The organism is Virgibacillus salexigens, assembly GCF_000723585.1.
GTDB classification, from domain to species: domain Bacteria; phylum Bacillota; class Bacilli; order Bacillales; family Amphibacillaceae; genus Virgibacillus; species Virgibacillus salexigens.
This window is the reverse complement of record NZ_CCDP010000001.1, coordinates 138,155-152,595: the sequence shown is the minus strand read 5'-3', so window position 1 is coordinate 152,595 and position 14,441 is coordinate 138,155. Positions and strand designations below refer to the sequence as shown.

General features: G+C 38.1%; 11 protein-coding genes. 1 reads left to right on the top strand and 10 read right to left on the bottom strand.

All coding sequences use genetic code 11. From position 1 onward, the window contains the following. Positions 1-22 precede the first annotated feature (22 nt). On the bottom strand, positions 23-1,738 hold the full coding sequence (locus BN990_RS00725) for an ABC transporter ATP-binding protein (RefSeq protein ID WP_031335293.1): 1,716 nt from the start codon (positions 1,736-1,738) through the stop codon (positions 23-25). Positions 1,739-1,892: 154 nt separating this feature from the next. Here BN990_RS00725 and BN990_RS00720 point away from each other — a divergent pair, with 154 nt between their 5' ends. Continuing rightward, positions 1,893-2,279: a DoxX family protein gene (locus tag BN990_RS00720; protein ID WP_021290241.1), complete on the top strand. Its 387-nt coding sequence runs from the start codon at positions 1,893-1,895 to the stop codon at positions 2,277-2,279. A 229-nt stretch (positions 2,280-2,508) separates the two neighbouring features. Here BN990_RS00720 and BN990_RS00715 read toward each other — a convergent pair whose 3' ends face one another. The 9 genes from BN990_RS00715 to dnaB form a co-directional block, all read right to left on the bottom strand. Further along, positions 2,509-3,723, bottom strand: coding sequence for a S1C family serine protease (locus BN990_RS00715; protein WP_021290242.1), 1,215 nt, complete (start codon positions 3,721-3,723; stop codon positions 2,509-2,511). An 84-nt stretch (positions 3,724-3,807) separates the two neighbouring features. After that, positions 3,808-4,593, bottom strand: a complete 786-nt coding sequence (locus tag BN990_RS00710; protein WP_021290243.1) for an MBL fold metallo-hydrolase — start codon at positions 4,591-4,593, stop codon at positions 3,808-3,810. After that, on the bottom strand, positions 4,590-5,528 hold the full coding sequence (locus BN990_RS00705) for a two-component system regulatory protein YycI (protein WP_021290244.1): 939 nt from the start codon (positions 5,526-5,528) through the stop codon (positions 4,590-4,592). Before BN990_RS00705 ends, BN990_RS00710 begins: the two co-directional genes overlap by 4 nt. A 3-nt stretch (positions 5,529-5,531) precedes the next feature. Then, positions 5,532-6,842, bottom strand: coding sequence for a YycH family regulatory protein (locus BN990_RS00700; RefSeq protein WP_038241635.1), 1,311 nt, complete (start codon positions 6,840-6,842; stop codon positions 5,532-5,534). Continuing rightward, on the bottom strand, positions 6,842-8,674 hold the full coding sequence (gene walK / locus BN990_RS00695; RefSeq protein WP_021290246.1) for a cell wall metabolism sensor histidine kinase WalK: 1,833 nt from the start codon (positions 8,672-8,674) through the stop codon (positions 6,842-6,844). The genes BN990_RS00700 and walK overlap by 1 nt, the downstream gene beginning before the upstream one ends. A 4-nt stretch (positions 8,675-8,678) precedes the next feature. Then, positions 8,679-9,383 (bottom strand): response regulator YycF, encoded by a 705-nt coding sequence (yycF, locus tag BN990_RS00690; protein ID WP_021290247.1) that lies wholly within the window; start codon positions 9,381-9,383, stop codon positions 8,679-8,681. Between the two features lie 280 nt (positions 9,384-9,663). Next, on the bottom strand, positions 9,664-11,103 hold the full coding sequence (locus BN990_RS00685) for a peptidoglycan DD-metalloendopeptidase family protein (protein ID WP_051738985.1): 1,440 nt from the start codon (positions 11,101-11,103) through the stop codon (positions 9,664-9,666). 377 nt (positions 11,104-11,480) lie between these two features. Further along, positions 11,481-12,767, bottom strand: coding sequence for an adenylosuccinate synthase (locus tag BN990_RS00680; protein ID WP_021290249.1), 1,287 nt, complete (start codon positions 12,765-12,767; stop codon positions 11,481-11,483). Between the two features lie 171 nt (positions 12,768-12,938). After that, positions 12,939-14,306 carry a replicative DNA helicase gene (dnaB, locus tag BN990_RS00675; RefSeq protein ID WP_021290250.1) on the bottom strand — a complete coding sequence of 456 codons (1,368 nt, stop codon included), beginning with the start codon at positions 14,304-14,306 and terminating at the stop codon, positions 12,939-12,941. Between the last annotated feature and the right edge of the window lie 135 nt (positions 14,307-14,441).

Below are 14,441 nucleotides of genomic sequence, written 5' to 3'. Positions count from 1 at the left end.
TCTCGAGCAGCTTGGAATATGCTTAACGCATTTGTACACGATGTAAATGTGCAAAGATGCCATCTCGTTTCAGTAATTCCTCATGACTTCCTTCTTCCTCAATACCATCTTTCGTTACTACCATAATGCGGTCCGCGTTTTTTATGGTTGCAAGACGATGGGCAATTACTAATGTCGTTCGATCTTTCGACAATTCCGTCAATGCTTTTTGAATAATTGTTTCGGTTTCTGTATCCAATGCTGAGGTGGCTTCATCAAGAATGAGAATAGGCGGATTCTTTAAGAACATACGAGCAATAGCAATTCGTTGCTTTTGTCCTCCGGATAGCTTCAATCCTCGTTCTCCCACTTGCGTTTCATATCCATCTGGTAATTCATTAATGAATTCCTCCATATGTGCGCGGCGGGCAGCTAATTCAATCTCTTCATCGGTGGCATCTAACTTTCCATATGCAATATTTTCACGTAATGTACCAGTAAAAAGAAACACATCTTGTTGGACGATCCCAATTTGCTGTCGTAGCGACTCCTTCGTCATGTTACGAATATCCATACCATCAATGGTAACTTGTCCAGCTGCTACATCATAAAATCTAGGAATTAACGAGCAAATAGTTGTTTTACCAGCACCTGATGGACCTACAAAAGCAACCGTTTCTCCCGCATGAATTGAAAAATTCATTTCATTTAACACTGGTTTTTGAGTTTTTTCATATGCAAAGGTTACCTGATTGAATGCGATGTTTCCATGTAGATAATCGACATGTTTAGCATCTTCACGGTTTTGTACATCCGGTTCAACATCTAATAAATCTACAAAACGCTTAAACCCAGCCATCCCTTTTGGATATAATTCAAGCAATGCGGTTATTTTCTGAATAGGTGTAAATAGGACATTTACAAATAAGACAAAACTCACCAATTCACCAATTTGCAGTTGCTGCTGATAGGTGAGCCATGCTCCTACTACCAATACTAATAAAGTAATTAGACGCATGAGCATATAAATATTGGAATGAACAATCGCCATTACTTTGTATGCTCCAACCTTCGCTTTACGGAAACTAAAATTATCTTTGGTAAAGCGATCCATCTCATGAGCTTCATTCGTAAATGACTGAACGACACGAACGCCAGATACAGCATCTTCTACTCGTGCATTCACTCCAGCAATATCTTCATACATCTTTTTCCATGCCTTATTCATTTGAATGTTACTAAAGGCAATTAGGAAAATTAGAACGGGAACCGCAAGTAAGATAATAAATGCTAATTTTACATTTATGGTAAACATGATAATGAATGCTCCAATAAATGTCATAATCGAGATGAAAAAGTCTTCGGGTCCATGATGTGCAAGCTCGCCAATATCAAATAAATCATTGGTAATTCGACTCATGATATGCCCGGTTTTTGTATTATCAAAGAATCGGAACGATTGGCGTTGTACATGTTGAAATAATTCCTGCCGCATATCCGTTTCAATATTTATCCCTAATTTATGACCTAAATAAGTCACTACATATTGTAAGGCGGTACTTATTATATAGACCAACAATAATAAAACACTTACTAACACAATTAAATCCCAATCATTCCCTGGGAGCAATTGATCAATAAATCGTTGAACAGCTACAGGAAAAGCCAACTCTAAAATAGCCACGATTACTGCTGAGGTAAAATCAATTATAAATAAACGCTTATGCGGTTTGTAGTAAGAGAAAAAACGACGTATCATTGCGATGGTAGCACTTCCTTTCCACAGTCTAAAAGAATTATACGGCTTTCCTTGCACGTTTACAAGAAGACTGTTTAAGAATTCATAAAAAGCTTAGCAAGGTTGTCCTATTTCTTGCATATACATAAGCAAATGGTGGAAAAGGAGGTTATCCATGAAAGTAAAATTAAACATGCCATTTCTTCCCTGGGTGTGTTATGCCATTGGCTTTGTATTCATCATTTCTGGAATGATGAAGCTTGTTGTTAATGATTTTAAGGTGACATTTTCCCAATTGGGGATTCCATTTCCAGAATCAACGTTATTTCTTCTAGCCATTCTTGAAATTGCTTGTGGTATTCTAATTGCAGGTAGAATGTATATAAAACTTGCTATCCCTCCATTAATTCTGGTTATGTTTGGAGCACTTTATTTAACCAAACTTCCTATTCTGTTAAATCAAGGTCTTCTTTCATTTTTATTTGAAGCAAGATTGGATATCGTAATGCTTATCTTACTGCTTCTTATTTGGGATAGAGTAAAAGAGTGGAAAACCACCTAACGATCTGTTGATAACTCGTGTATAAATCAATAATATCCTGTTGAAAACCAAAATTATTCACAAAGTTATCCACATATGCACAAGTGTTCGTAGATATTTTGTTATTACCTGTCATTTAAATTCTATATATTGATTTTTACCACAAAAATTATCAACAGATTGTTAATAACTATTAATTTCTGTGGATAAAAAAGCGAGTTATCCTCAATTAAAAGATAACTCGCTTTTTCTATTCCTGTGTACCTAATTTTATTGTTGTTTCGTGGCGTTCTCCTTCACGATAATACACAACGGATACCTCATCTCCAACCTCTTTTTCTTGATAGAGAATTTTGCGAAGATCGATCATGTTCATCACTTGCTTCCCATCTAGTTCTGTTATCACATCGAGTCGCTGTAATCCCGCTTGATCCGCAGGCGATAGCGGCTCCACGCTCCATACATAAACGCCGCCTTCTATATCATTAGGCAATTGAAGTGTATTACTCCACTCTGATTGCGGAACTTCTTCTAATGAGTAAATTTCCACACCTAAGTATGGTCTTGTCACTTCACCTGTGGATTCCAATTCTTCGATAATCGGCATTGCGGAATCAATCGGGATGGCAAACCCTAATCCTTCTACAGCAGTTTCATTAATTTTCATCGAGTTAATTCCAATTAATTGCCCGCTTATATTAATTAATGCTCCACCACTATTTCCTGGATTGATTGCAGCGTCTGTCTGAATAACTTCCGCTTGCCAATCGGCACGTCCATCCTGATTAAAATCTTGCGGAATCGTTCTTTCCGTACCGCTAATCACTCCTTGCGTTACAGAACTTGAAAACATAAGCCCAAGTGGATTACCAATTGCTATTGCTGGCTCACCGACTTTTACATTGCCTGATGACCCAAGCTCCATCACTTGATCCACATGTTCGCTATCCATTCTTAGTACCGCAAGATCGGAAAATAAATCACTGCCTACTAATTCTGCCTCTATATGTGTTTCATCATAGAGTACGACCTCAATCGTATCTGCCCCTTCAACAACATGATGATTCGTAACAACATAGGCTATGCCATCTTCTTGTTTGTAAATAACGCCTGAGCCTTCTCCAGCCTGATTATTATTACCTTCCTGCTGCCAAAAGTCATTTTGGCGTTGAATGTTAATAACACCTACAACGGCTGGTGTTACTTGATCAACGATATCCGTAATTTGTGTAGAAACATCTACATTTACTGACTGGGTTGGACCATTCGTATTATTCCCTGTATCTTCATTGGCTTGTTGATTGCTTTGATCTTCTGATAAGATTCCAGAATCAACAAGTGCTGGCAATGCTACCGAAACAAGTAAGACACCGATAATAATTCCAAGCAATAACGGCACTAGCCAATTTTTCTTCTTTCTTTTTCGATGTGGATTTGGTGGATAATGCTCATCATAATAACCCATTTATCTACCCCTTTGTGAGCTTTCGAATATGACATATTTCAATTTAGTATTATTCCCATCATACGCAAAAACATATACAAAAAATCATCCGACCTCATAAAGAGTTGTTGGACTCTGATGATCTGTATCCATTAAATCCAATGAAATACCATGCTCTTTTAACACACTATCTACCGACATGCGGGCAAGATCTTTCATATTATTATCGAGCGACAAATGGGCTAAGTAGATACGTTGTGTATTATTTCCAATAATATCTGCCAAGGCCAAACCTGAATCTTCATTTGAAATATGGCCAGAGTCCCCTAGAATTCTACGTTTGACATTCCATGGATATTTTCCCATTCGCAGCATGCTCACATCATGATTCGCTTCAAAGACATAAGCATCCGCTTGTTCTACGGTTTTTTTAATTCGTTCCGATACATAACCTAAATCGGTCACAAGCGCCACTTTTTTCCCATGATGATGAAACGTGTAAAACATTGGTTCGGCAGCATCGTGAGAGACACCGAAAGATTCTACATCCATATCGTTAAATGTCTTCACTTCATGCATATTAAATAGAAACTTCTGGTCCGTGGTAATCTTACCAATCGACCCTTCCATCGCTTTCCATGTCTTTTCATTTGCATAAATAGGTAATTGATATTTACGAGCCACAATTCCCAGCCCTTTAATATGATCACTATGTTCATGGGTAACTAATATTCCAGATAATGATGCAGGATCAATATCAATTTCTTGAAAAAGCCGATCCATTTGCTTCCCGCTTAACCCTGCATCCACTAATAATCGTTCCTGCTCTGATTCGATATAAAATGCATTCCCCGTACTGCCAGAAGCCAATACGCTAAACCGTAACGTCATTCCCCTTCACTCCGTTTTGTCTTTATACTTTCTTCTACTACTAAATTATCCACATACTTAACAAACGCATCTTTCCATTCCACGTCATCATTCATCCGCTTATATAAACTCAAATTTTTGCTAATCGTCTCGGAAATAAATTTCGTATCACTATCGGTAGATACGAAAAGCTCCATTGCATTTACAAAGAAGTTTTTCTCATCATTTACGGTAATTCGATAGTTCGGTGCAAACACTTGTGTCCCTGTATCCGACTCGATACGGGTATAATAGCCGTTTTCAATGAAAGTAACCTCATCCCCCTGTACAATCTGATTATCCCTGAACAACGTACTAATAGCACTTATTGGCTTAGAAAGGTTTTTGGCACCACCAAGCTCCTCGTCCTTTCCTAGCGTTGCCTGTGTGTAATAGACCATTTCATTGTCTTCGTTTAAGTACACGAGTAAGGAACCAAAGCGATTATAGTAAATAGGTCGATCGTTTTTTGTCTGAAAGAAAATTAATACATTGCTTTGTTGATCCCAACCCCAATAAGTAAATTCATCGGTAAATGCAGTATAGCTTTTAACCTGTTGCGCAATGCTGCCTTCACTTGCATTCTCCGGTATTGGCACAGGTTCCTCGAAATGGGAGACAATGAGATTATTATCAATAATTTGAGCATCCTGGTTTTTTAATCCTTCGATTTGTTCTGCCTCTTTCTCTGTAAACTCTTTTGGAGCGACATTGATGATCGAATCTTTTTGCAGCACATCTAGGTCAGCACTAATTTTGATGTTTTCTTGCTCCAATTGATCTTCAATTGTTGTTTCCGTACTATCATACGTTTCATAACTCGTTCGATCCTGTTTTTCTAGGAATTGAACAAATAAATAAATATTAAGGACGATAAAGCATAAGATAAATAAGGTCTTAATTTGATTCCACTGCATACCTTACGCCTCCTCCTGTTGAGCATTCGGCACATCTTCAAATTGAATCTGCTGCCATGCTCCATTAATTTCCATAAACCATTCAGGCTCGAGGATTACCGTACGATCATCCTGATAATATAAGTCATATCCAAGCTGAATATCTTCTACGTTTTCGATATTAATATCATTTGTTTCATTTTTGAGATGATAGATAACTTCTTCTCCTGATGGTAAAGATGTAGATTTATCATTTTGTATTTCATTATCCAATCGCAACAGACCACGGTTATAGCGTATTAAATCCTGACCTTGGAATTGTAACTTCATAATCGAATAATCATTTGGGCTATAGACAGGCAATCCAGCGTAATGCAATCGAAATGTAATTTCATTAGATGCCGAATTAATCTCTGATAGCAATTGGCCCGTCCATCCTTTATGACTGTTAACCTCATCAATGCTATTCTGTAATAATGTGAGTGCTCCTATGCTGGTTATACCTATATCCGAAGCATTTGGATTATAGAAATTCATTAATCTCTCGTTTGGACTTATACTAATCTCTCTTGTCCCATCATTATAATATTTTCCCAAATTTAAATTTGGTGTATTTTGAGGGTTGACCACCTGCTCATCTGGGAATAATTCTCTTACGAATTCATCTGGTGATATATGAGAGACAGCAATCGTACGTCGCGTGACATTATCTGTATTACTTCGTACATAGATCGGCTGGGCTCCGCCTTCAAATTCCACATATTCCGTCAAGCCTTGTCGTGATGCCAATAATTCCGTAATTTGATCATAAACAATGGAATTAGTTAATTGAGCGGTTGCTTGATTTCTTTCATCGACAGATAAGAATTGGATGGTGATCGTTGAGTTATCCGGATTAAGCGTTAAATAAATCTTATCAAACGACCAGTTATCCGTGATTTCTACTTGGTTGGTAAAAGAAAACAATGGATCATTAATGATTCGAATTGGTAAAGCATCTGGTAAAGTCAACTCTACATCATAACCCTCTGGACTTTCCCCATCAGTTAAGGTTAAATCGGTAAATGTCCATGACTGCATTTCCTGAAAGAAATTACCATTTTCTCTTGGGTTCTCATACCCTAAATGCTGTTCACCTGCATGAAAGATAATTGATTTTGGCTCAATGATCTGATTCTTCGTCACCTCGCTGCCACCAACATCCACTTCCCTCGATAACTGTTGTTGATCATATTGCTCATATTCGGTTTTATAGTTCCATATCCCAAAGGTAAGCAATAGACTAAGGCCGATTAATACGACTAATAAAAATGATTTAAACGTCTCTAGTTTCATTATGCACCTCTCCGCTTCTGATTCATCAGCGGAAGTGTAAAGTAGATCGTTGTCCCTTTACCTTCTTTGCTTTTCGCCCAGATTTGACCATGATGAGCTTCTACGAGCTCTTTCGCAATCGCCAAGCCAAGTCCAGTACCACCCAGTTTTCTAGTTCTTGCTTTATCTGCTCGATAAAAACGTTCAAAAATCTTGTCCACTTTATCATATGCGATGCCCATACCTTGATCTTGAATACTAATTAATAAATGATGCCGTTTATGTTCTACACCTAGTTTAATCGTTCCACCTTCAGGGGAGTATTTGATCGCATTCGATATGATATTATCGAGTACTTGTGTCATTTTATCTTTATCCATCCATACGTTATAATTTCCTTTTGGCAATTCGCGCTGCAAGTGAATTCCTTTTGGTGTATGCATTTCAAAACGATCAATAATATGATGATAATAGCTTATAAAGTCTGTACGCTCTTTCTGTAACGGATACTCTTGGGCATCCATCTTAGAAAGTTGTAACAGATCGTTCACCATCCGAATCATTCGCTCGGTTTCATTTTGAGCCACAGCCAAGAATTTCGGTGCGATTTCTTTATCCTCCCAAGCCCCATCATTTAATGCTTCAATATAGCTCTTCATGGTTGTTAATGGTGTGCGTAATTCATGTGAGACATTGGATACAAATTCTCGACGCTCTGCTTCCACCTTCTCCTGCTCAGTTACGTCACTTATCACCGTAATAAAACCAGTGACCTCATCTTCATCATCAAATACAGTGGAGAAATTGGCGCGAATAATAGATTCCTGTTCATCATCACTAAAATCAATAATCATCGATCCACTCTCTTGCAGCTCAGCAATATCGACTACTTTTTCCTCTAGTTGTAATAAATCCAGCAAAAACTCGCCAATAATATCATCTGGATTATAGCCAATTAGACGGCCTGCAGCATCATTAATTAACGTAACCGCTCCACCATTATCTGTGGCAATTACCCCATCTGACATATTTGATAATACGGAACTTAGTTTTCTCCGTTCTTCTTCAATTGTCGCATAGGAATGCTTCAATTGGTTATTCAAGTCATTAAATGTTTCCGATAAATGACCTATTTCGTCTCTTCCATACACATTTACTTTCTGAGTAAAGTCACCTGTTGCCATTTTTTGCGCTTGTCTGCGCATTTCTATAATTGGCTTTGTGATAGTGCGGGCCACTAGAATACCAATGATTGCTGAAACAGTTATCGCTAAAATCGATCCTTGCAGAAAAATTTCATTAATATCATTTAATTGATCATAGACCGGCTCTAATGATGCGCGCAAATAAATAACACCTAAGATAATATTTTCATCATCATCATCCAAAATTGGCTGTGCAAGTACAAAGTAGCGATCACTATCTATTAAATGCCGCCCGCTGCTTTGGGAATTATTCATAAGTGCACTCTGTATATGTTTATCGTTTATTTTCCTGTTGACTTCATCATCTGCATTTAACCCATTGGAAGCGATAACTCTACTCTGGTTATCTATTACTTGCAGACTGGTGATATCAGATGGATCAATACCTGATACAATGCTTTTAATCTCTTCTTCCTTGGTAGGTACATTCGGATCGTCTGCATCTCTCTGCCGTTCAAATGCCTGCTCAACATTACTACTTAATAATTCAACCCGATCGTATATCGAACTTTCAAAACTAGACATTAAATTGTCTTCTAGCTCCGATGTAAAAAAGGAGCCGATAACCTGAATAGCTATCAGCAAGAGAAGAATATAAATAATAATGAATTTAAGCTGGATTGAGCGGAAAAAACCGACTTTTTTCATAAACCTACTCCTGATCTGGGTTTCGTAAATAATATCCGACACCGCGACGTGTTACAATCCACATTGGATTACTCGGATTCTCTTCTATTTTTTCACGTAATCTCCTTACCGTTACATCAACGGTACGAACATCTCCAAAATAATCATAACCCCATACTGTTTCTAGTAAATGTTCACGTGTCATAACTTGTCCCATATGACGTGCAAGGTAATGTAATAACTCAAATTCACGATGAGTTAATTCAATTTGTTCGCCATCACGTGACACTACATATGCATCTGGATGGATGACTAAGGATCCTATGACAATGTCCTTCGATGCTTTTGTTGCATCTTCCGGTACTACCTGCTGTCTCCGTAAGTTTGCTTTAACTCGTGCAATTAGTTCACGATTACTAAATGGTTTGGTAACATAATCATCAGCACCTAGTTCCAAGCCAAGCACTTTATCAATTTCGGAATCTTTTGCTGTCAACATAATAATTGGCATCGTTTGGGTCTTTCGTATTTCCCGACAAACTTCATTCCCATCTTTATTTGGTAACATAATATCTAATACCACTAAATCTGGGTTTTCTGATCCTGCTAGCTCTATAGCTTCATCGCCATCATAAGCTACAACTACTTCGTAACCTTCTTTTTCAAGATTAAACTTTACTATATCTGCAATTGGCTGTTCATCGTCTACTACTAGTATTTTTTGACTCATTTATGCCACATCCTTCTTTTTTACCATACTGTTTATATTTTATCTTATTTTCGTTTAAATGTCTTTTGGTGGATTACAATGTTTAACTGCTTATACTATAACGTTATATAAGTTCGAAAGCAATGAGAGGTTTTATTACGTAGATCGTAGAAAGGAAAGTATTATAAAGTAGAAATAAAACACTTCGTCGTTTTTTTGTGATTTTTAAATCACTTTCCATTCTATACTAGAAAAAAGACTGATTCAAGAGTCACTGCTCTTAACCAGTCTTCTTTTGCTTTTAATTCTGAACATAATCTATCGGGTTTTCACGCTGGTCGTCTTTATATACTTCAAAATGGAGGTGAACGCCTGTGGAATTCCCCGTAGAACCCATTACCCCTATTTTACTTCCTTTTTCAATCGTATCTCCTTTGTTAACGCTCAATGAGGACAAGTGAGCGTAAATGGTTTTCATTCCGTTATTGTGATTGATGATCACCTTGTTTCCATAGCCACCATCATCAAATCCGGCAGAAACCACTGTTCCATTATCAGCTGCCTTGATTGTACGATCGCTAGTACCTGCAATATCAATACCTTTATGCTTTTTTCCCCATCGTTCTCCCATATGGCTCGTTATTTGACCACCTACCGCTGGCCATTCTAACTCGCCAGTACCGCGAGATGGAAGTTCTTTTGTACCTTTTATAATAATTTCTTTTTGGGGTTCTTCCGTAGTGGTTTCATTCAATACTTCTTTATTCACCTGATTTCCATTACGAGTTTCCGTTTCGTAAAGTACTTCTTTTTCACCATCTTTACCTTCTTGTTTGGTTTTTTCTTCCCCTTTATACAATTCACCAGACGTAATGATGTCTGTTTCATACTCTACTTTTTCTTCTTGTAGCTGCGTTTCCGTCACAATGACTTCAGCAATTGGTTTTTGTTCATTTACTGTTATTTCCTGATCGATTTTTAATACGCTTTTTTCCTCAAGGGATGCATTTAAATCCATTAATTTCTTGTTCGAAAGATTATAGTTTTCTGCAATTTCACTTAATGCTTCCCCTTTATTAACTTTATGCACCTTTTCTTCCGTCATTCCTTTACGCAATCTTTCAATCCCTTGCTCAAGTGTAGAAAGACGATCAGGTGTGACTTGCTTTTCTTTGTAATCAATGTCCTCAGAAATCGTTACATCTGTTACTTGCTTATCACCTCTGTTGCTTGATTCGAGATTATCCTCCTCTTTAGAAGCTAATGCCTGTAGGTTTTTTTCATCTACAAAGGTTGTGACATAGTTGCGGACAACCTGTTCTGCTGTTTCTCGATCCGTATAATATCCTACCGATTCCCCTCCAATGTTGAGTTCAACAGCATCAGCGATTATCGTGACATCTGCCTTAATGGAATGTAGCACACGCTCATGATCAAATGTTGGGTTAAATACCTTTTCGGATATAACAGAAATCTTTTGCTTCGGTTGCAATGATGTGTGGTTATCGGTTTTGGCTTTTGCCATTTTTTGATCAATTGCATCATCAACTACTTTTTCATTAGCTACTTTTCCAATATGTTCGCCATCTATGTAAACATGATAGACTGTATCTAAGTCTTCAGCTGCATACACCGTCGTAACCGTAAAGATAGTTGCTAGAATAAATCCAGTTAGTACTTTTATATGAAAGCCCGTTGAAGCTTTTTTATTATTTTTTTTCTTATCTTTGCCTATACCCACTTCCCGTTGCTCCTCCTTACATCTCTTTCTGACCATTTAGCTTCTATTAATCTAACATAGGATAATAGACTCAGAAATAGAAATAACAGAATTGTAAAGAAAATGTATATCTACAGTCAATTTCTTAGTATAATTAGGAAATTTATTGGCGAATATTGGATGAAACCAATAGTTAAGGGGGGTATTTCCAGATAACCTGGATAAGCAATGTATCAGCCCCAAGCTGTTACGCATTTCTAGGGTTAGTTAGTTATAGAGGAGTCTCCTTTTATGATGGGAAGCTCTAACGTCCATTCGCGAACATCCAGATAAAAAAGCTTGTAGAAAAACACGAGGTTTCACTACAAGCTGAGGGCACCACAATGGGTGGACTTTTTCTAGCTGTATACGCTTCGAACAATATTGGTTTGTGCACGATCTGGGCCAACAGAGAAAATGGATAAAGGAATCTCCGTAAGCTGTGAAATCCGCTCCAAATAATGACGGGCATTTTCTGGAAGTTCATGCAGACTTTTGGCGTTCGTTATATCTTCTGTCCAGCCTGGCATTTCTTCATAAACAGGTTCACATTCAGCAAGTGCAGCTAAGCTAGCTGGGAACTCATGAATGATTTCCCCTTTATACCGATACGCTACACAGATTTTAACCGTTTCGATTCCAGTTAATACATCTATCGAATTTAATGATAAATCGGTAATACCACTTACACGACGCGCATGGCGGACAACGACACTATCAAACCAGCCAACACGACGGGCCCGACCTGTAGTCGTTCCATATTCCCGTCCAACCTCACGAATTTGTTCTCCAATTTCATCATGTAACTCCGTAGGAAAAGGACCATCGCCTACACGAGTTGTATATGCTTTAGAAACGCCTACCACATGGTCAATCTTGGTTGGTCCCACACCAGAACCGATCGTAACCCCTCCAGCAATCGGGTTAGAGGAAGTAACGAATGGATAGGTACCTTGGTCAATATCTAGCATAACACCTTGTGCACCTTCAAATAGGACACGACGTCCTTCATCCAACGCATCATTTAACACGACGGAAGTATCGCAGACGTATTTTGCCATTTGCTGCCCATACGCATAATATTCTTCGAGAATTTCTTCTACTTGCATAGGCGCTACTTCATAGACCTTTTCGAATAGACGATTTTTTTCTAATAGGTTTTGTTCAAGCTTCGCACGAAAAACTTCCTTATCCATTAAATCAGCGATACGAATGCCACAACGTGCTGCTTTATCCATATAAGCTGGTCCAATACCTTTTTTCGTTGTACCAATCTTATTTTCGCCTTTTGCTTCTTCCTGCAAAACATCTAATTTAAGGTGGTAAGGTAAGATAATATGAGCACGGTTACTGATCCTTAAGTTATCCGTTGAAATATTGCGTTCATGTAAATAGGCAATCTCATCCATAAACGCCTTTGGATCAATAACCATCCCATTCCCTAATACACATGTCTTTTCATCAAAAAATATGCCAGATGGGATCAAATGCAACTTGTATGTGACATCGTCAAATTTAATCGTGTGTCCAGCATTGTTACCACCTTGGTAACGAGCTACTACCTCGGCATTTTGCGATAAGAAATCAGTAATCTTCCCTTTGCCTTCATCGCCCCACTGCGTTCCAACAACTACTACTGAGGACATGGTGCACCTCCACTATATTTATCAATATTGTATGTCTTTAATTAATCACAAAAGTAATTTTATCAGTAATACTCCTAATCGTCAATGTGAAATACGAACATTACATTAAAATACAAATATATTGTTCGTATAAATTCAATAAACAAAAAAACAGCCCCTCTTGGAGCTGTTTTATACGGAAACTGGTGGTATATCACTTTCTTGATAACGGTGGTCTAAGTCCACAAACTTATTATACTCTTTCACAAATGCCAATTCTACATTACCAACGGGACCATTCCGCTGCTTCGAGATAATTATTTCGATAATATTTTGTTTTTCAGATTCGGAATCATAATAGTCATCTCGATATAAAAATCCTACTATATCAGCATCCTGCTCAATACTTCCCGATTCACGTAAATCTGACATCATCGGGCGTTTATCCTGACGAGATTCAACACCACGGGATAGCTGAGATAATGCAATTAAAGGCACATTTAATTCTCTCGCTAATCCTTTTAATGCTCTGGAAATCTCAGAAACTTCTTGCTGTCTGTTTTCTTTTGAATTTGCACTGCCTTGGATAAGTTGTAAATAATCAATCAAAATCATGCCAAGTCCATGCTCTTGTTTCAAACGACGACATTTCGAGCGTATATCTGCTACACGAATTCCCGGCGTATCGTCTATATAGATACCCGCATTTGATAAACTCCCCATAGCCATCGTCAACTTACTCCAATCATCCGCCTGGAGCTGACCATTTCGTAATCGTTGGGCATCTATATTCCCTTCCGCACATAACATACGCTGCACCAATTGATCGGCACCCATCTCTAAACTAAAGATGGCAACATTCTCATCGGTATTAACAGCTACATTCTGGGCAATATTCAGTGCAAATGCGGTTTTACCTACAGATGGACGTGCAGCGACAATAATGAGATCATTTCGCTGAAAGCCGGAGGTAATACGGTCTAAATCACGAAATCCAGTCGGTATCCCTGTGACATCACCAGTTTGATGATGTAATTGTTCTATATTGTCATAAACATCTATTAAAACATCTTTAATTGCTTTAAATGCACCTGAATTCTTCCTCCCAGACACATCAAGAATGCTTTTTTCAGCTTCATTAACAATTTCTTCTACTTCATCCTGACGTTCAAAACTAGACGTAACAATATCCGTTGCAGATCGTATTAATCGCCTTAACAATGCTTTCTCTTCAACAATTCGGCAATAATAACCGATATTTGCCGCTGTCGGTACACTATCAGCAACCTCAGATAAGTATTGAACCCCACCGGCTTCGTCCAATTGTTGAGCGTTATACAAATAAGAAGTAACAGTAACCACATCAATTGGTTCGCCTCGATCAGAAAGAGCCATCATGCATGCAAAAATACGCTGATGACTAGCACGATAGAAATCCTCTGGTACCAAGATTTCCGATGCAGCGGAAAAGGCATCTGGATCAATAAAAACAGCCCCGATAATCGACTGCTCCGCTTCAATATTATGTGGTGGTGTACGATCATTCCATGACTCGCTCATTGGGTCTGTCCCCTTTCTTAGGAGATAAAGTAAATCTTCAATTAGGCTTCTCGGACAAATCATCTCCTCTTCAAGTGGGAGTATTCCTGCCAATTAACCTAGGTTAAATCAAAATAAATGCGCCCTGGACACTAA